The organism is Sagittula stellata E-37 (assembly GCF_039724765.1).
In the GTDB taxonomy this organism is placed as follows: Bacteria; Pseudomonadota; Alphaproteobacteria; order Rhodobacterales; family Rhodobacteraceae; genus Sagittula; species Sagittula stellata.
In genome coordinates this window covers 4170622-4189004 of sequence record NZ_CP155729.1, presented here as the reverse complement: position 1 = coordinate 4189004, position 18383 = coordinate 4170622, and the positions used below count along the sequence as shown (strand labels likewise).

Below are 18383 nucleotides of genomic sequence, written 5' to 3'. Positions count from 1 at the left end.
GGGTGTTGCGGCGCCGGCCGGACGGTCTTACGAGGCGCGGTCCGACGGGTGGTTCACGCCGTCGTTCCAGTGCACCGGTTCGAAGTCCTTGGGCTCTGTCCCCTCGATGCAGTAGAGGTTCACGCCGTATTCGTTCGGGTTCGACCGGCGCCGGTGGTACATGTAGATGCCGCAGGTCTTGCAGAAGTAGTGCTTCGCGGTGTGGGTGTTGAAGCTGTATTCCGACAGGTTGTCGGCCCCCTTGACCACCTCGACCCCGCCGAGGGGCGCGGAGACGGCGGCGCACTGGCGGCGGCGGCAGAAGGAGCAATCGCAGCGGCGCCGGGTCTCGAACCCGTCTGTGAGGGTGACGGAGAGTTCCACGGCGCCGCAATGGCAGGTGGCTTTGACAGGGTCGGTCATTTGCGTCGAATCCTCGGGACACGGGTTGCGGAAGAGCCGGGCTGCCAGCGGGTGCTGGCCTCCGGGTGGGGCGGGTGGCCGTGGTGCAGGCGCCAGAAGCGCGGGCCGCCCAGTTTCAGGAAGACGGGCAGGGTCAGCACGAGCCCGATGACAAAGCCGCCGATGTGCGCCCAGTAGGCGACGCCGCCCTCGTCGGCGCTGGTGCCCACACCGCCAAACAGTTGCATGACGAACCAGATGCAGAGCGCGATCCAGGCCGGGATCGGGATCACCTTGATGATGACGACGATGAAGATCAGGATGTCGACCCGCGCGCGCGGAAAGAGCAGGAGGTAGCCGCCCATCACACCCGCTATGGCGCCCGAGGCGCCCACGGTCGGCACGTTGGAATAGGGGGCGGAGGCGTAGTGGATCAGCCCGGCGCCCAGCCCTGCCGCGAGGTAGAACAGCAAGAAGGGCACATGGCCCATGCGGTCCTCCAGGTTGTCGCCGAAGATGTAGAGGTAGAGCATGTTGCCGATGATGTGCATCCAGCCGCCATGCAGGAACATCGAGGTGAGCAGCCCCTGATAGCCGAAGCCTTCGGACAGGAAGCGGGGGACCAGCGAGTAGGTGGCGAGGAAGTTCAGATCGTTGATCGCGTCGAGCGTCATCAGGAACACGACCGAGTTGATCGCGATCAGAGCGTAGGTGACGAAGGGTGTCCGGCCAGAGGGATTGTGATCGCGGATCGGGAACATGCACGGAGCCTATGCCCGGCGCGGGGCCGCGTCCAGAGGATGTGCGGCCCGACCGATGCGGCCCGACCGGTGCGCCCGGGCCGCGCGGGGAGGCGGCGCGAAGCCCCGCCCTACGGTATGTTGCGCCAGACGCGCCCCGTTGCGCGCTGTCCAGTGGGTCGGGCCGGACCGGTGCGGAAGCGCAACGCAATGTAGGGCGGGGCTGTGCGCCGCCTTTGTTGCCCTTCAGGTGCCGCGATCCCGCCCGGCGCCGCGTGGCGCGGGACGGGGCCGGTGGACACCCGTCAGGCGTGGCCAGCCAGAAGCGCGGTGTTGCCGCCTGCCGCGGTGGTATCGACGCAGACGTGACGCTCGGTCAGGGCGTGGGCGGCGTCGGGCATACCTGTGATCAGCGGCAGGATCGGCCCCTTGCGCGCGGCCAGCGCCCTGCGGAAGGCGCGGGCGGTGGTTTCGTCCCCCCACCACACGGCGCCCGAGAAACCGTCGAGCGAGGCCAGCAACTCCGGCGCGACCTTGCCCGTCACCGGGTAGGCGATACCGCCAAGTGCGCGGACCGCCTGTGCCTGCGCGTCTGCCGCCTTGTGGCCGGGGCCGAGGCAGAGGACCGGCGGGCGCGGCAGGCAGGTCAGCTGGTTGGCCTCACCTGTGGGGCCGGGCAGGACCGTGCGGTGCGGCACCGGATTGGCCTCGGCTGCGGCGCGGACAAGGCTTTGGGCAAGCCCGGCCTCCGTCGCGGGCAGGGCGCTGCCGGGTGCCTTGGTCTCCTGCGTTTCGGCCGGCTCGTCTGCGGGCTGGGCGCGGAAGCGGGAGAGGTAGTGCGGACCGCCTGCCTTGGGTCCGGTGCCGGACAGGCCCTCGCCGCCGAAGGGCTGGCTGCCCACGATCGCGCCGATCTGGTTGCGGTTGACGTAGATATTGCCCGCGTGGACCGCTTCGGTCACGTGCTGCACGCGGTCGTCGATCCGGGTCATCAGGCCGAAGGTCAGCCCGTAGCCGGTGGCGTTGATGTCGGCGATCACGCGGTCCAGTTCCTCGGAGCCGAAGGTGGCGACGTGCAGCACGGGTCCGAAGATCTCGCGCTCCATCGCCTTGATGCCGGGTACGCGCAGCAGGGCGGGCGCGACGAAGTGGCCGGGCGCGGGTGCGTGAAGTTCCTTGATCACGCGGCCTTCCTTGCGGGCCTTGGCGACGTAGGCACGGATGCCCTCGGCGGCCTCCTCGTCGATGACCGGGCCCGCGTCGGTGGCGGGGTTCCACGGGTTGTCCATGACCAGCACGTCCATCGCGCCGGTGAGCATCTTGAGGAAGTCCTCGGCGATGTCCTCCTGCACGTAGAGGCAGCGCAGGGCAGAGCAGCGCTGACCGGCGGACTGGAAGGCGGATTCCACGATGGCGGCGACCGCCTGTTCCGGCAACGCGGTAGAATCGACGATCATCGCGTTCAGGCCGCCGGTCTCGGCGATCAGCGGTGCGCCGGGGGCGAGGTTCTCGGCCATGGCGCGGTGGATGGCCTGCGCGGTCTCGGTCGAGCCGGTGAAGGCCACGCCGTCCACGTCGGGGCAGGAGGTCAGCGCGGCGCCCACGTCGCCGGCGCCGGGCAGCAGTTGCAGGGCTGTGGCGGGCACCCCGGCCTCGTGCAGGAGCTGGGTGGCGCGCCATGCGATCAGCGGCGTCTGCTCGGCGGGCTTGGCCAGCACGGCGTTCCCGGCCGCCAGCGCGGCAGAAAGCTGCCCGGTGAAGATGGCCAGCGGGAAGTTCCACGGCGAGATGCAGGCGAAGGTGCCGCGCGGCACGCCGCCCTCGGCCTGGGTGGCGTAGTAGCGCAGGAAGTCCACCGCCTCGCGCAGTTCGGCCACGGCGTCCAGCAACGTCTTCCCGGCTTCGCGGTGGAGCAGGGCGAAGAGTTCGCCGAAGTGGTCTTCGTAAAGGTCGGCGGCGGCGTTCAGGATGCGCGCGCGTTCGGCGGCGGAGGCGTCCCAAGGCTGCGCGGCGGCCGCGGCGGCGGTGGCCTGTTCGGCGGTGGCCCAGGTGACGGACCCCACGATGTCGGACGGGATCGCGGGGTTCACACGCTCTTCGCGGGGACCGGCGGCGGCGTCGCAGGCGACGAGCGGCGCGCCCTTCCACCGGTGCCTGGCAAAGGCGTCGCGGGCGGCGTCGATGCGCGCCATGGTCGGGCGGTGCCGCAGGTCGAACCCCTTGGAGTTGTCACGCCCGGGAAACAGGTCGCGCCCGGTGGGCAGGGTGTTGGTCTGCACCGCCTCGAACGGGTCGGCGGCGACGGTTTCCGGCGGGACGTCCTCGTCGACGATCTGGTTCACGAAGGAGGAGTTGGCGCCGTTTTCCAGCAGCCGGCGGACGAGGTAGGCCAAGAGGTCGCGGTGTGCGCCCACGGGTGCATAGATCCGGCAGCCGGTGCCGTTCTGCTCCTTGACGAGCGCGTGCAGCGTCTCGCCCATGCCGTGCAGGCGCTGGAACTCGAAGGCCTCCTTCGGCACCTTCATGCCATTGGCCATATGCAGGATAGCCGCGGCGGTGTGTGCGTTGTGCGTGGCGAACTGCGGATAGATGCGGTCGGTGTAGCCCAGAAGCCGCCGCGCGTTGGCGATGTAGGACACATCGGTGGCGGCCTTCGAGGTGAAGACCGGGAAAGCGTCGAGGCCCATGACCTGCGCCTTCTTGATCTCCGAATCCCAGTAGGCGCCTTTCACGAGGCGGATCATGATCTTGCGGTCCAGCCGCTCGGCCAGCCCGTGCAGCCAGTCGATGACCGCGCCCGCGCGCTGGCCGTAGGCCTGCACCACGACGCCGAAGCCGTCCCAGCCTTTCAGCGCCGGCTGGCCGAGGGTCTGTTCGATGACGTCGAGCGACAGGGACAGGCGGTCGGCCTCTTCCGCGTCGATGTTCAGGCCGATGCCCGCGCTTTTCGCCAGCCCGCAGAGCGCGGTCAGGCGGGACACCAGCACGTTCAGCGCGGTGTCGGCCTGAAGCTCGTCGTAGCGTGGGTGCAGTGCGGACAACTTGACCGAGATGCCGGGGTTCTTGCGGATGTCGCCATGGGTGGCGGCGTTGGAAATGGCGGAGATCGCCTTGGAATAGGCGAGGTGATAGCGGGAGGCGTCCTTCTCCGTTCGGGCGGCTTCGCCCAGCATGTCGTAGGAATAGGTGTAGCCCTTGGCCTCCATCTTGGAACCGCGCTTCATCGCCGCCTCGATGGTTTCGCCCAGCACGAACTGGCTGCCCATCTCCTTCATGGCGCGGCCCACGGCGGTGCGGATCACCGGCTCGCCCAGGCGGCGGATGGCGTTGCGCAGGTGGCCCACGGGACCGGGGTGCATTTCGTCGTCGAGCACCTTGCCGGTCAGCGCCAGCGCCCAGGTGGAGGCGTTCACCAGCGGCGAGGTCGAATGGCCCATGTGCTTCGACCAGTCGGAGGGTGCGATCTTGTCCTCGATCAGCGCGTCGACGGTTTCGGCGTCGGGCACGCGCAGCAGCGCCTCGGCCAGGCACATCAGCGCGACGCCCTCTTCGGTCGAGAGACCGTATTCGGCCAGGAAGACCTCCATCAGGCCGGGGCGTGTGCTGGACCGGATGTCGCGCACCAGTTTCGCCGCATCGCGCGAAATGGCGGTGCGGTCGGCGGCGGACAGGTCGGCCCGCTCGCGCAGCGTCTCCAGCACGGAGTTTTCCGATGCGTAGGTGAGCGTGTCGATGCGGGTGCGCAGGTCAGAATGATTCATGTCATGCCTCAAAGCAAAGTTGGGGCTAGTATAGGGCTGGGATAGCAGGTGATCCGACTGTTGAAGGCGCGAGCGTGCACCGTTCGGACTGAAAAAAAGGGCATGACCAGTGCAGAGTGAAGTTCAGAAGGAATTTGGGGAGATGGACCGTTTCGACCGGGCGATCCTGCGGGAGCTTGCGGCGGAAGCGCGGATTTCCGTCACCGAGCTGGCGCGCCGGGTCGGCCTGTCGAAAAGCCCCGTTCAGGCCCGCCTGAAGAAGCTGGAGGAGACCGGCGTCATCCAGGGCTACCGCGCGCTGCTGGACCCGATCCGGCTGGGTCTGGCGCATGTGGCCTTTGTCGAGGTGCGGATGATCGACACGCGCGAGGTGACGCTCGCAAAGTTCAACGCGGAAGTCGCCCGCATCCCCGAGATCGAGCAGGCGCATCTGATTGCCGGCAACTTCGACTACCTCCTGAAGGTGCGGACCGCCGACATGCCCAGCTACCGGCAGGTGCTGGCCGAGAAGGTGTCCGTCCTGCCGGGGGTCGCCTCGACCTCGACTTTCGTGGCGATGGAGGCAATCAAGGACGAGGCTGTCACGGATGTGACTTGATTAGGGGCCGCGATCTGGCACTCTCGGTGCATGAGACTTGCACTCGTCATGAGCCTTGTTGCCGCGCCCGTGCTGGCCGACGGATGCCCGGAGGCGCCGGACATCTCGGCCGAGATGGCCCCCCTTTACGAGGAGCTGTTGCAGGCGCCGGACGAGATGACGGCGCGCGGGATCACAAACCGGATGTGGCTTCTGTGGGACAACGCGCCCGACGAGCCCAGCCAGGAGATGCTGGACGAGGGGATGCGCGCGCGGGCGGCATTCGACATGGTGCGCGCGCTGAAGCGGTTCGACGCTCTGGTGAACTACTGCCCGTTCTACGCCGAGGGCTACAACCAGCGGGCCTTCGTGAACTTCATCCGTCAGGACTATGCCGCCGCGCTGCCCGATCTCGACCGGGCGCTGGAACTGAACCCGCGCCACATCGGGGCACTGTCGGGCCGGGCGCTGACGCTGATCGCGCTCGGGCGCGACGACGAGGGGCAGGCCGCCCTGCGCGCCGCGCTGGAGATCAACCCCTGGCTGGTGGAACGCCGCCTGCTGAAGGAGGAGCCGGGCGAGGAGTTGTGACGCCAGCGCGTCCCGGTCCCGGCTAACCCCATCTTTACCCGCCCGCGCCATGCTGGCCCCGCGTCGAAAGAGGCGCGGACAGTCATGAGCGGTCAGAACGGGCCGCCTGAAAAGGGCGAGAATGGCCTTCGTATTCCAGAACGCGGACCAGATCTACACCGGCTCGCACTACAGCGTGGCCAATGGCGACACCGTCTTTGTCACCGACGGCACGATCATTGCCAACGACGAAACCTACACCGTCCAGATGAGCGGCGGGTCCCAGCGCAGCCTCCTGGCGAATTACGGCGTTATCGTCGGCCATGCCAACGCGGTGATCTACATGGGGTCGGCCTCGACCGTGGTGGAGAACCACGGCCTGATCCGCAACAACGACGATTCGCTGAACATGCGCAGCGCGCTGCTGCTGGCCTCGGCGGGGACACACCGTATCGTCAACAACGGCGAAATCACGAGCGCGGGCCGGGTCATCGACGTGATCGGCGCGGCAGCGGCCCTGTCCTACACGGTGGTGAACCATGGGCTGATGCAGGCGCTGTACGGGCACGACCTGCTGCGCGACGGGAATTACGCCCAGCATGTCACGGTCGAGAACACCGGCACCATGCGCGGCGGTGAACTGGGCATGTCGGGCACCGGGCGCGCCTACCTCGACAACGCGGGCCGGATGGAGGTCACCCAGATCGACGGGGCCGCCGCGCTGGGTCTGACGCTGTTCAACACCGGCGTGATCGAAGGGTGGGAGACGTCGAAGGCAGGCCTGGCCGACGCGGGCGAGGCGTGGATCCTGGGCAGTGAAACCGCCGACATCCTGCGCAACGACGGCACGGTGCGCGGCGACCTGGACGCGGGCTCCGGCGCCGACGCGGTCTACAATGCGGGGCAATGGCTCGGGAATATCGATCTGGGCTATGGCGACGACACGATCTACGGCACCGGCGGTTCCTTCGAAGGGTGGATCGACGGCGGGCCCGACAACGACCTGTTCGTGATCGAGGACGGATCGGTGGCGGTTCTTGGCGGCACGGGATCGGACACGGTGATCGCCCGGTCCGACGTGCTGGACGTGACCGGGGTCGAGATGATCGTGTTGCTGGGCGCCGGCAATCACGAGGTCCGTGGCTCTGTCGAGGCAGAGCAGATCGTCGGCAACTCAGGCCACAACATGCTGGCGGGGCTGGCGGGCGACGACACGATTTCCGGCGGCGCGGGCGACGACATCCTGCTTGGTGACGATGGCGACGACCTGATGACCGGCAATTCCGGCGACGACGAACTGGACGGCGGCGCGGGCGTGGACACGCTGTCGGGCTGGTCCGGGTCCGACACGCTGATCGGCGGCGCGGGCAACGACGAACTGTCGGGAGAGGACGGCGACGACGTTCTGGACGGCGGGGATGGCAACGACACGATGAACGGCGGCTACGGTCGCGATGCGATGTCCGGCGGGGCGGGCAACGACTACATGATCGGACGGCAGGGCGACGACTTTCTCGATGGCGGCGACGGGGCGGATCGCGTGCTGGGCGGGGACGGCAACGACACGCTGATGGGCAGCGGGGGCAACGACACTATAGCGGGCGACGGCGGCGACGATGTTATCCAGGGCGGGCTTGGCTACGACATCCTGATCGGCAAGTCCGGCGCCGACACTTTCGTCTTCGACAGCGTGCTGGAGGTGGACGACGGATTCTCCGACCGGATCAAGGATTTCGAGCGGGGCATCGACACGGTCGACCTGTCCGGCATCAACGAAGAGGGCAGTTTCGCCTTTCGCGGCACCGCGGGGTTCACCGCCTCCGGCGCGATGGAGGTGCGCTTTTTCATGAACGCCTTCGGCGCGGCGATCCTCTACCTCGACGAGAACGGAGATGGCGTGTCGGACGGCGAACTGATCCTCCTGAACGTGCCGGGCGGACTGACGGCGGACGACTTCCTGCTGTAACGGGCCGACACGACCGGTTTACACGGCGCACGCCGCCGCTATTGTCGCGCGCGTGTGCCCGCGTGGTGGAATGGTAGACACAGGAGACTTAAAATCTCCAGGCCTTGTGCCGTGCCGGTTCGAGTCCGGCCGCGGGTACCACAAAAGACCGGCTGTTTTCGGGAAAGCCTGGGTCCGCCGCCCCTTTGTTCCAGCGCCATGATTGAATTGTCAGGTCTTCCGGAACCGCCGTCTGATGCGAGTGACGGCGATTCTCGTTTCTTGAATGTGCTCGGACAGTTCCAGGAGCATCACGCCATTGGGTGCGATCAAGATCGGTCGGAGTTCAACACTGGCCGTGGTCGCCAGGCGGAAGTCATTTCCGGCGCAGGCGGATGACCACGTCGACGGAGGCGATCTCGGCCCCGTCCGGCGCGTTCGGCAACTGCGTGATCACAAGCTGATCCGCAGGCGCGTCGGTCAGGTGGCCGTCGTCTTCCCAGAAGAAATGCGGGTGATCGTGGGTGTTGGTGTCGAAGTAGCTGCGCGAGCCGTCGACCGTGACTTCCTGCATCAGGCCCGCATCGCAGAACGCCTTGAGCGTGTTGTAGACGGTGGCGAGGCTGACCCGTTCGCCTTGCTCCTTGGCGGCGGCAAACAGGCTTTCGGCGGTGACGTGGCGGTTTCGGCCATCCCCCACCAGTAGGGCGGCCAAAGTAACACGCTGCCGGGTCGGGCGCAGATCGCTGCGCGCCAGCCAGGATTTTCCGCGGTCCAGTTCCGTGGACATGGGTGTGGTGATATCCGCCTCGGTCATTGATCCGTTATATAATGCGTCGGCGCGCCTGATTTCAAACCTTTTCGTGGCAGTGACTTGCGGGCTGCGGCACCGTGTTCCGCTTGCATGGCGCGCTGACCCGGTGCTAGACGGGGCCGGACTTCGCGATACGATCACTTTTTGAAGGATAGGGAGCCCTCCCCGCATGGCCGATTACCCCACCAGCTTCGGCAAGGAAGACCTGTTGAAATGCGCGCGCGGCGAGCTGTTCGGCGAAGGCAACGCCCAGCTGCCGGAGCCGCCCATGCTGATGATGGACCGGATCACCGACATTTCCGGCGAAGGCGGCCTGCACGGCAAGGGGCACGTCGTGGCGGAATTCGACATCACGCCTGACCTGTGGTTCTTCGAGTGCCACTTCCCCGGCAATCCGATCATGCCGGGGTGCCTTGGCCTTGACGGCCTGTGGCAGCTGACGGGCTTCAACCTCGGCTGGCGCGGCTGGCAGGGGCGCGGCTATGCGCTGGGTGTGGGCGAGGTCAAGCTGAAGGGCATGGTCCGCCCGGACCGCAAGATGCTGACCTACAAGGTGGATTTCACCAAGGCCGTGCAGACCCGCCGCCTGACCATGGGTGTGGCCGACGGCATCGTCGAGGCCGACGGCGAGGTCATCTACGAGGTCAAGGACATGAAAGTCGCGCTGAGCGAAAGCTGAGCGTGCCGCGACGCTTCATGTGCCGGAGATGGAAAAGGTGCGCCATGGCGCACTTTTTTTCACGATCTCTCCCGCGTGATGCGATGTCTGCCGCGTGACGTGGTGGCTTCGCTGTCGCGACGCCATCAAGGCCGTCGCGTGTCGTCGGTCGGAAGCTGACCGGCTTGCGAATGCCGCAGTGTCTGCCTCGGGGCGTCCGTTCGCCCAAACGAGTGGCGGTCGCTGGTCCGACGGGACGGCGGCTGCCGGCCTTGCAGCGGATGGAAGCGCGCTGTGCACCTTGCGCCTGACCGCAGGACTGCCTTAGTAAGACCCAGCAAATCAAGGGAGGCCGCATGCGCCGCGTCGTCGTTACAGGGTTGGGGATCGTCTCCAGCATCGGAAACAACGCCGAAGAGGTTACCGCCTCGCTGAAGGCGGGACGGTCGGGTATCTCCGCCTCTGAGGAGATGAAGGAGCACGGCTTCCGCAGCCAGATCTCCGGCCAACTCAAGATCGACGTGTCCGAACATGTCGACAAGCGCACGCTGCGCTTCATGGGGCCGGGGGCGGCCTATGCTCATATCGCGATGCAGCAGGCGATTGCCGATTCCGGGCTGGAAGAGACCGACGTCGTGAACCCGCGCACCGGGCTGGTGGCCGGGTCCGGCGGGCCGTCGACCTCTGCCCTGCTGACTGCGCACCAGACCGTGCTGAAGTCCGGCGGGACCAAGCGCGTCGGGCCATTCGCGGTGCCGAAGGCGATGTGCTCGACGATCAGCGCGAATCTCTCGACGGCCTTCAAGATCAAGGGGATCAACTATTCGATCACCTCGGCCTGCTCGACCTCCCTGCACTGCATCGGCAACGCGGCGGAGCAGATCATGATGGGCAAGCAGGACATCATGTTCGCCGGCGGTGGCGAGGAGCTGGACTGGACGCTGTCCTGCCTGTTCGACGCCATGGGCGCGATGTCGTCGAAGTACAACGACACGCCGGAGCGCGCGAGCCGCGCCTTCGACGCCGGACGTGACGGCTTTGTCATTTCGGGCGGCGGCGGCATCCTCGTGCTGGAAGACCTGGAGCATGCCAAGGCGCGCGGCGCCAAGATCTACGCCGAGGTGACGGGCTACGGCGCGACCTCCGACGGTGCAGACATGGTGGCCCCTTCGGGTGAGGGCGGCGAACGGGCGATGCGCGTGGCGCTTTCGACGGTGCCCGAAGGCCGCAAGGTCAGCTACATCAACGCGCACGGCACCTCGACCCCGGTGGGCGACGTCGGCGAGATCGAGGCAGTGCGCCGGGTGTTCGGCGACGGCTCGACCCCGCCGGTCAGTTCGACCAAGTCGATGACCGGCCACAGCCAGGGGGCGACCGGCGCGCAGGAAGCGATCTATTGCCTGCTCGCGCTCAAAGACGACTTCATCATCCCGTCGATCAACGTGGAAACGCTCGATCCCGCGCTGAAGCCCGAAGAGATCGCCACGTCTCTGGTCGAGAACGCTGGGTTGGATTCGGTGATGACCAACTCCTTCGGCTTCGGGGGCACCAACGGTTCGATGGTGCTGTCGCGGTTCAACGACTGATACGGAAAGACTGGGATGACGATAACTCTGGAAGGCAAGCGCGGGCTTGTCATGGGTGTGGCGAACGAGCGGTCGATTGCCTGGGGGATCGCGAAAGCGTGTCACGAGGCAGGGGCGGAGCTTGCGTTTACCTACCAGGGTGAAGCCTTTGGCAAACGGCTGGCGCCGCTGGCCGAGAGCGTGGGCTCGGATTTCATGGTCGACGTGGACGTGACCGACGATGCCTCGCTGGATGCCGCTTTCGAACAGTTGGGACAGCGCTGGGACCGGCTGGATTTTCTCGTCCATGCGGTCGCCTTCTCCGACAAGTCGGAGCTTCAGGGGCGGTTCCTCAACACGTCCCGCGCGAACTTCAAGAACTCCATGGACATCTCGGTCTACTCGTTCATCGAGGTGGCCCGCCGCGCCCATCCGCTGATGACCGATGGCGGCACCATGCTGACCCTGACCTATCAGGGGTCGCAGCGCGTCGTGCCGAACTACAACATCATGGGCGTGGCCAAGGCGGCGCTGGAGTCGGCGACCCGCTACCTTGCCAACGACCTTGGCCCGGACGGCATCCGGGTCAACGCCATCTCTCCGGGGCCGATGAAGACGTTGGCCGGTGCGGCCATCGGCGGTGCCCGCAAGACCTACAAGCACACCGACCAGAACGCGCCGCTGCGGTCCAACGCGACGCTCGAAGCGGTGGGCGGCACGGCGGTTTGGCTGTGTTCGGACGCGGGGTCCTGCACGACCGGCGAGATCATCCTTGTCGATGGCGGCTATCACGTGCTTGGCATGCCGCAGTACGAGAACCTGTAAGTTTCCATTTTCGTTTAAATCGCCGGATTTCCGCCATGACTTCGCCGTGCTTCCGGCCGGGTCCTGTGCTGGGATCGTGTCATGACGACGGATCACGATCTCAGGCAGGCCATCCTTGGAGATGCGGGCGCGGAGGTGCGCAAGCGCGTGGTGAAGCGGCACTACGGCAGGCGGCGCGGCGGCTTTGCCCGGGGGATTGCCGTGAAGCTGCTGCTGCTCGGGCTGAGCTTGGGCGCGTCCCGCTATCTGATGGCGACCGAGGACGGGAAGGCCATGTTTGGGCAGTTCCAGGCCGGGCTGCTGGACGTCATCCAGACGGAGATGGCCGCGCGGCGCGAGGCGGCAATGGCCGCCGAGGCGACCGTCCCGACCGAGGCCTTCGTTCCGGTCGATCCTGTGGAGGAGGCGGCGCTGATGCCCGGTCGAGGGCTCTTCGCGGCCGGTGGCGGGGCACAGCCGGCAGAACGGCCGCCGGTCAACGCCATGCCCGAAAGCCGCGTCGCCGTGCGACGGTTGGGACAGCTCTCGTCCGACTGAACGTCCGGCCCTGTTCCGGGTACGGGCGGCGCGTGTTACCCAAGGGGGACGAATCCCCTGACAGGAGAGCCCAGATGCCGCGCCTCGCCCTTGCCCTGACCGCCCTGCTGATTTCGGCCTGCACCGTCGGCGCGCCGCAGACCGACGCGCCTGGCAACGACGGGGTGGCGCAGAAACTGACGATGGGCGTGACCCGCGCCGAGGCGGAGGTGGCGCTTGGCACCGAGGCCGGGTTCGAGCGCAACCCGAAGAACTTCGACGAATCCTGCGTGAGCTACGCCTATGGCAACGGGCCGAAATACGTACATGCGGTCTATCGTGGCGGGAAACTGGTCAGCCGCACCGACGGACACCGCCAGCTTTGCACCTACGGGACGCTGGTGTCGGCCTGAGCTGCGCACCGGAACCCCTGTCCCTGCCGTCGCGTTTTGATGGCAAACGGAGGTTCACATGACACATACGCTGACATTGCAATCGATCTCGCCCGTGACGCGCGACACGCATCATCTGGTGTTCGACAAGCCGGAGGGATTCGCGTTCACGCCCGGTCAGGCGGTCGACCTGTCGCTGGACAAGGACGGCTGGCGCGAGGAGAAGCGGCCCTTCACCTTCACCAGCCTGCCGGACGAGGACACGTTGCAGTTCGTCATCAAGTCCTACCCGGAGCACGACGGCGTGACCGAGCAGATCGGCAAGTTGCAGGCCGGCGACAAGGTGCTGATCGAGGACCCCTGGGGCGCGATCGAAGACAAGGGCGACGGCATCTTCATCGCCGGCGGCGCGGGCGTCACGCCGTTCATCGCCATTCTGCGCAAGAAGCTGCAGGACAAGGGCACGCTGGAGGGCAACACTTTGGTGTTCTCCAACCAGACGGAGGCCGACATCATTCTGAAGGACGAATTCGACGCGATGCCGGGTTTGGCGGTGGTCTATACCGTCACCGACGAGCCGGACAGCGGCTATGCGCGCGGCCAGGTCGATGCGTCCTTCCTGAAGGACCTGGTCGAGGTGAAAGGCGACGTGGTCTACGTGTGCGGCCCCGACGGCATGGTCGAGGCGCTGCCGCGGGAGGTCGCCGAGCTGGGCGTGCCGAAGGACCATGTGGTGACGGAAGAGTTCGACTGACGGTTTCGGTTCGCTGGCGCGGACCGACCCGCGCGGGCGTTGCCCGCGCAGGCCGGGGGGCTGGCCCCCCGGACCCCCCAAGGTATTTGGACCAAGATGAAGGGCAGGGGCGGTTCCCTGTCCTTCCCTTTGATATGGGTGTTGTCAGTCGGAGGTCAGAACCACTGGCCCGGCTCCATCAGGCCGAGGTCGAGGAGCTGGCGCGAGTGCCATTCGAAAGGCACGGAGTTGTGCCAGTGGAAGTTCTGGATGTCGAAGGTCGAGCCGGGGTTGCGCTTAAGGGCCTTGGCGGTGCGGAAGGACACGATGGCGGCGGTCAGGTTGTTGTGCCAAGGACAGGCGTAGGTGTTGTATTCCTCGTCGTCGAACGTGTGGTCTTCGCGCAGGTGCAGGCCGGGTCTGGCGCGGAAGATGGCGATCCGGTCGATCTTGCGGCGTTCGGGGGGAATGTGTTCCTCGTACCGCCAGCGCAGGCCCCCGAAAAAGTCCAGTTGCCGCTCTTTCGGGTAATTCTTGTTGTCCGGATCGAGCCGGGCGAGCGCGTAGTAACCGGAGCGGTCGAGGCAGGCATCGTCGAGCGAGACGGCGTTCGGGTGGCGGCGGAGGTCGCCGGCGTAGAGGTCCACCACGTAGGTCAGCATGGCATCGCGCCGCTCTTCGGTGTGGTAGGCCAGCATCTCGCCGATGGTGCGGGTTTCGCAGAACGGGTAGAACAGGTACTCGGCGTTGTAGCAGTAGTAGAGCCACGTGCCTTCGGCTGCGGCGTTGACGTGGTTCACGGCTGCCTGCACCGCGCCGTCGGCCATCGCGTCGTAGTCGATCCGGTGGATCTTGCCCACGAGATCGGGCGGCGTTTCCCAGAGTTCCGAGACGAAGCACAGAACGACGCGAAAGCCGCAGTGGCGGTGGTGGCGCAGCGTCGTCGCCAGTTCGGTATCGTCCTCGGCGAAGATCATCGCGACCGGTCCCCTGGCCAGCACCTCGCGGCCCCGGCTGAGGAAATCCTGTAGGGAGTCGTACTGCATCGGCCTGCCCCTGAGCGCTTTGCGCCGAGAATCGGTGAATTTCCGCCCCATTGCAAGACGGGGCGGTTTCGGGGTATCCCGCGCCCCTGATCCCCTAAGCAACTCTCCCTACGCAACGGTGCAGCATGACCCGGAAGCTCTTTATCAAGACCTACGGTTGCCAGATGAACGTCTACGACAGCGAGCGCATGGCGGAGGCCATGGGCGGGCAGGGCTATGTCGTGACGGAAACGCCCGACGATGCGGACATGATCCTGCTGAACACCTGCCACATCCGGGAAAAGGCCGCCGAGAAGGTCTATTCCGAGCTTGGCCGCTACAAGGGGCTGAAGGCCGCGAAGCCCGACCTCAAGATCGGCGTGGCGGGCTGCGTCGCGCAGGCGGAGGGAGAGGAGATCATGCGCCGCCAGCCGATGGTGGATCTGGTCGTCGGGCCGCAGAGCTACCACCGCCTTCCGGAGCTGGAGGCGAAGGCGCGCACCGGGGCGAAGGCGCTGGACACCGATTTTCCCGAAGAAGACAAGTTCGAGCATCTGACGGCGCGTCCCAAGGCGAAGCGCGGGCCGACGGCCTTCCTCACGGTGCAGGAAGGGTGTGACAAATTCTGCGCGTTCTGTGTGGTTCCCTACACGCGCGGGGCAGAGTTGAGCCGCCCGGCGGAGCGCGTGATGCGCGAGGCGCGCGACCTCGTCGAGCGCGGCGTGCGGGAGATCACGCTCCTTGGCCAGAACGTGAACGCCTACCATGGACACGAGCGCGGTCTGGCGGGTTTGATCCGGGAACTGGAAACAATCGATGGCCTCGCGCGCATTCGTTTCACGACGTCGCATCCCAACGACATGGACGACGCGCTGATCGCGGCGCATGGAGAGTGCGAGAAGCTGATGCCTTACCTGCATCTTCCGGTTCAGGCTGGATCGGACAGGATCCTCAAGCGGATGAACCGCCAGCACACCGCCGAACAGTACCTTCGCCTGATCGAGCGTCTGCGCGCTGCACGGCCGGACCTGCACCTGTCGGGCGATTTCATCGTCGGCTTCCCCGAGGAGACGGAGGCCGATTTTCGGGACACCCTCGCGCTCATCGAAGCCGTGGAATACGGATCGGCCTTTTCTTTCAAGTATTCAGAGCGTCCGGGCACACCCGCCGCGGAGCGCGCGCAGGTGCCCGAGGACGAGAAGGACGACCGCCTTCAGCGCCTGCAGGCCCTTCTTACCAAACAGCAGCGTGCCCTCCAGGACGCCATGGTCGGGCGCGAGGTGCGGGTGCTGTTCGAAAAGCCGGGTCGGCTGCCGGGCCAGATGGTCGGAAAGTCGGAATACCTGCATGCCGTGCACGTGGAGGCACAGGGAATCGGTGCGGGCGATATTGCCCCTGTCCGAATCGAATCCAGTGGTCCAAACAGCCTTGGGGGCGTCTTGATGGCGATGTAACTTCGCCACAGAACCTATTGAATCAAAAAACAACCCCGGATTATCCACACAAAACACAAGATGTAGTGGGAACTGTTTCCGAAAGCGGTACAGTCCTTGTGGATTTCTTCTTCCCTTACCTAATGGAATCCTTACACTGACTTTACAGTTAATTTGCGCGGCCCGCTGCCATCGGACCACCGCGCATGGGGGAAACATCAGTTAAGGGACAGAGGCTGTGGTGACACGCATCTCCAAGGCCCTCAGCGCAATCGCGCTGACTGCATCCCTGTGCCTGTCGGTTGCTGCACCGGCGGTCGCGGAAGATGCTGGGCAAACACCTATCATTTCTACGCAGAACACGCGCACCATCGTGGGCGAACAATACATTCCGGGCATCTGGGTCGACCCAGATGGCTGTGAGCACTGGGTCATGGACGACGGCGTGGAGGGCTACATGGACCCCCACCTCGACCGCAAGGGCATCCCGGTCTGCCGCCGGTCCAACACCTGCGGCGTGATGAACACCGACCAGTTCTTCGCCACCGACAGCTACAAGATTTCCAAGCACGGACAGGCGCAGATCGCGAACTTCTTCCGGTCTTCGTCGGCAGTGGGCTTCGTCATCGCCGGGCACACCGACAGCCGGGCGTCCGACGCCTACAACATGAAGCTGTCGTACAACCGTGCGCTGGCTGTGGCCCGCGTCGCGCGGGCAGTGGGGGCCAACATCACCGACGTGCGCGGATACGGCGAACGCATGCCCGTGGCGTCCAACGCCACCGCTGCCGGCATGGCCAAGAACCGCCGCGTCGAAATTCTCTGCTTCCAGTAACGCCCGGGGGACCTTGGACATGAACTTCGCAAAACCGCTTCTTGCCCTGACCGTGGCGGGACTGGTGTCGGCCTGTGGCGTCGACGTTCCGATCGGCCCGGACAAGAGCCAGGACCGCAACTTCTTCGACCGGGACGACCTGTCCGGCATGCAGGCCGGCATCTGGGTCGATCCCAACGGGTGCGACCACTGGATCATCGACGACGGCGTCGAGGGCTACCTCTCGCTGCGGCTCGACAAGTACGGCAAGCCGGTCTGCTCGGGCGTCGCCCCGCCGACCATCGTCACCGGCCAGTTCAAGGGCGGCTCGACCAACATCATCGGCGATCCGCTCTGACGCATCCGTCAACCGCCATCGAACAGGGCCGTCCCCCAGCGGGGCGGCCCTTTTCTGTTGGGCCCCGCGCGGGATAATCCGGCGCCTCGGACGCAGGCACCTGCAGGCGAGAGTGTTTCAAAAGCGTGACATTCGCCGCGCGAGACTTGCGCAGTCGGGTGTGGCTTGGCACCATATCTAGACAAGGGGCCCCCGCCGAATCCACAGCTCGGGCCAAACACGGAGCAGGAGAGAGGCTTGAACACTGGCGTACTGAACGAAGCCATCCTCGAGTTTCCAGACAACCGGCTGCTGATCGACCTCTGCGGAGAGTTCGACCGCAACCTCACAGACATAGAGGCGCGCACCGGCGTGCAGATCCTCAGACGCGGCAACCAGCTTGCCGTGCATGGCCCCGAAGACGCGATCAAGGGCGCCACGGAGGTGCTGCAGGCGCTCTACCAGCGGCTGGAGGCCGGGCGCGAGGTCGGCAAGGGCGACATCGACCGGGAGTTCCGGATGGAGCATGAACCGGAGCCGGACCAGCAGCTCGAAATGTTCGGCGGCGGCAAGGTGGAGATCAAGACCCGCAAGAAGCTGGTGGAACCGCGCACCGACGCGCAGAAGGCCTACGTCCGGTCGCTGTTCGAAAACGAGCTGGCCTTCGGCATCGGCCCGGCCGGAACGGGCAAGACCTACATCGCCGTGGCGGTGGGCGTGAACATGCTGATCACCGGCGCGGTCGACAAGATCATCCTCTGCCGCCCCGCGGTCGAGGCGGGTGAACGGCTCGGTTTCCTTCCCGGCACGCAGGAGGAAAAGGTCGATCCCTACATGCAGCCGCTCTACGATGCGCTGAACGATTTTCTGCCCGGCAAGCAGCTCGCCAAGATGCGCGAGGAAAAAACTGTCGAAATCGCGCCCCTGGCCTTCATGCGCGGGCGGACCCTGTCCAACGCCTTCGTCGTGCTGGACGAGGCGCAGAACGCCACCACCATGCAGATGAAGATGTTCCTCACCCGCCTGGGCGAAGGGTCGCGCATGGTCATCACCGGCGACCGCACTCAGATCGACCTGCCGCGCGGCGTGCCGTCGGGTCTGCAGGACGCCGAACGCCTGCTGAAGGAGGTGAACGGCATCTCGTTCAACTACTTCACCGGCAAGGACGTGGTGCGCCACCCGCTTGTTGCGGCGATCATCGAGGCCTACGAACAGGACGCGGACGGGTGATATCGTCCCGCCGCTCCCGCCTTGCGTCCCACCTTCATCTTGGCACAAATACCTCGGGGGTCCGGGG

The 18383-nt window shown here is 66.0% G+C and carries 18 protein-coding genes and 1 tRNA gene; 14 read left to right on the top strand and 5 right to left on the bottom strand.

Annotated features, from left to right (window positions below; genetic code table 11):
• Positions 1–27: 27 nt before the first annotated feature.
• The 3 genes from ABFK29_RS19970 to putA all read right to left on the bottom strand — a co-directional run bounded on the left by ABFK29_RS19970 (position 28) and on the right by putA (position 4882).
• Positions 28–402, bottom strand: a complete 375-nt coding sequence (locus ABFK29_RS19970) for a GFA family protein (protein WP_005860135.1) — start codon at positions 400–402, stop codon at positions 28–30.
• Positions 399–1142, bottom strand: a complete 744-nt coding sequence (locus ABFK29_RS19965) for a rhomboid family intramembrane serine protease (RefSeq protein WP_005860133.1) — start codon at positions 1140–1142, stop codon at positions 399–401. The genes ABFK29_RS19970 and ABFK29_RS19965 overlap by 4 nt, the downstream gene beginning before the upstream one ends.
• Before the next feature lie 284 nt (positions 1143–1426).
• Positions 1427–4882 carry a bifunctional proline dehydrogenase/L-glutamate gamma-semialdehyde dehydrogenase PutA gene (gene putA, locus ABFK29_RS19960; protein WP_005860131.1) on the bottom strand — a complete coding sequence of 1152 codons (3456 nt, stop codon included), beginning with the start codon at positions 4880–4882 and terminating at the stop codon, positions 1427–1429.
• Positions 4883–5024: 142 nt separating this feature from the next.
• Here putA and ABFK29_RS19955 point away from each other — a divergent pair, with 142 nt between their 5' ends.
• The 4 genes from ABFK29_RS19955 (at position 5025) to ABFK29_RS19940 (ending at position 8136) form a co-directional block, all read left to right on the top strand.
• Complete coding sequence (locus tag ABFK29_RS19955) at positions 5025–5480, top strand: Lrp/AsnC family transcriptional regulator (RefSeq protein ID WP_005860129.1); 456 nt, start codon at positions 5025–5027, stop codon at positions 5478–5480.
• Positions 5481–5528: 48 nt separating this feature from the next.
• The gene (locus ABFK29_RS19950; protein ID WP_005860128.1) at positions 5529–6050 is read left to right on the top strand and encodes a tetratricopeptide repeat protein; all 522 of its coding nucleotides are present in this window, start codon (positions 5529–5531) and stop codon (positions 6048–6050) included.
• 121 nt (positions 6051–6171) lie between these two features.
• A complete protein-coding gene (locus ABFK29_RS19945) occupies positions 6172–7995 on the top strand; it encodes a calcium-binding protein (RefSeq protein WP_005860126.1) in 1824 nt (607 codons plus the stop codon).
• Positions 7996–8051: 56 nt separating this feature from the next.
• A tRNA-Leu gene (locus tag ABFK29_RS19940) sits at positions 8052–8136 on the top strand.
• A gap of 214 nt (positions 8137–8350) precedes the next feature.
• On the opposite strand, the gene irr is transcribed toward ABFK29_RS19940, so the two are convergent.
• Complete coding sequence (irr, locus tag ABFK29_RS19935; protein ID WP_005860124.1) at positions 8351–8791, bottom strand: Fur family transcriptional regulator Irr; 441 nt, start codon at positions 8789–8791, stop codon at positions 8351–8353.
• A gap of 166 nt (positions 8792–8957) precedes the next feature.
• Between irr and fabA the strand changes: the two genes are divergently transcribed.
• The 6 genes from fabA to ABFK29_RS19905 all read left to right on the top strand — a co-directional run bounded on the left by fabA (position 8958) and on the right by ABFK29_RS19905 (position 13498).
• Positions 8958–9467: a bifunctional 3-hydroxydecanoyl-ACP dehydratase/trans-2-decenoyl-ACP isomerase gene (fabA, locus tag ABFK29_RS19930; RefSeq protein WP_005860122.1), complete on the top strand. Its 510-nt coding sequence runs from the start codon at positions 8958–8960 to the stop codon at positions 9465–9467.
• Between the two features lie 335 nt (positions 9468–9802).
• A complete protein-coding gene (gene fabB / locus ABFK29_RS19925; protein ID WP_005860120.1) occupies positions 9803–11032 on the top strand; it encodes a beta-ketoacyl-ACP synthase I in 1230 nt (409 codons plus the stop codon).
• A gap of 15 nt (positions 11033–11047) precedes the next feature.
• The gene (locus ABFK29_RS19920; protein ID WP_005860118.1) at positions 11048–11836 is read left to right on the top strand and encodes an enoyl-ACP reductase FabI; all 789 of its coding nucleotides are present in this window, start codon (positions 11048–11050) and stop codon (positions 11834–11836) included.
• 81 nt (positions 11837–11917) lie between these two features.
• Positions 11918–12373 carry a hypothetical protein gene (locus ABFK29_RS19915; RefSeq protein WP_005860116.1) on the top strand — a complete coding sequence of 152 codons (456 nt, stop codon included), beginning with the start codon at positions 11918–11920 and terminating at the stop codon, positions 12371–12373.
• Positions 12374–12447: 74 nt separating this feature from the next.
• A complete protein-coding gene (locus ABFK29_RS19910; protein ID WP_005860114.1) occupies positions 12448–12765 on the top strand; it encodes a hypothetical protein in 318 nt (105 codons plus the stop codon).
• Between the two features lie 58 nt (positions 12766–12823).
• Positions 12824–13498 carry an FAD-binding oxidoreductase gene (locus ABFK29_RS19905; protein ID WP_005860112.1) on the top strand — a complete coding sequence of 225 codons (675 nt, stop codon included), beginning with the start codon at positions 12824–12826 and terminating at the stop codon, positions 13496–13498.
• 155 nt (positions 13499–13653) lie between these two features.
• On the opposite strand, the gene ABFK29_RS19900 is transcribed toward ABFK29_RS19905, so the two are convergent.
• Positions 13654–14523 carry a hypothetical protein gene (locus ABFK29_RS19900; protein ID WP_005860110.1) on the bottom strand — a complete coding sequence of 290 codons (870 nt, stop codon included), beginning with the start codon at positions 14521–14523 and terminating at the stop codon, positions 13654–13656.
• Positions 14524–14648: 125 nt separating this feature from the next.
• Here ABFK29_RS19900 and miaB point away from each other — a divergent pair, with 125 nt between their 5' ends.
• From miaB to ABFK29_RS19880, 4 genes are all read left to right on the top strand, one after another.
• On the top strand, positions 14649–15956 hold the full coding sequence (gene miaB, locus ABFK29_RS19895; protein ID WP_005860108.1) for a tRNA (N6-isopentenyl adenosine(37)-C2)-methylthiotransferase MiaB: 1308 nt from the start codon (positions 14649–14651) through the stop codon (positions 15954–15956).
• Positions 15957–16173: 217 nt separating this feature from the next.
• Positions 16174–16770 (top strand): OmpA family protein, encoded by a 597-nt coding sequence (locus ABFK29_RS19890; RefSeq protein WP_005860106.1) that lies wholly within the window; start codon positions 16174–16176, stop codon positions 16768–16770.
• A gap of 19 nt (positions 16771–16789) precedes the next feature.
• Positions 16790–17107 carry a hypothetical protein gene (locus tag ABFK29_RS19885; RefSeq protein WP_005860104.1) on the top strand — a complete coding sequence of 106 codons (318 nt, stop codon included), beginning with the start codon at positions 16790–16792 and terminating at the stop codon, positions 17105–17107.
• 237 nt (positions 17108–17344) lie between these two features.
• Entirely contained in the window at positions 17345–18316 is a 972-nt protein-coding gene (locus tag ABFK29_RS19880) for a PhoH family protein (protein ID WP_005860102.1), read from the top strand.
• Positions 18317–18383 lie beyond the last annotated feature (67 nt).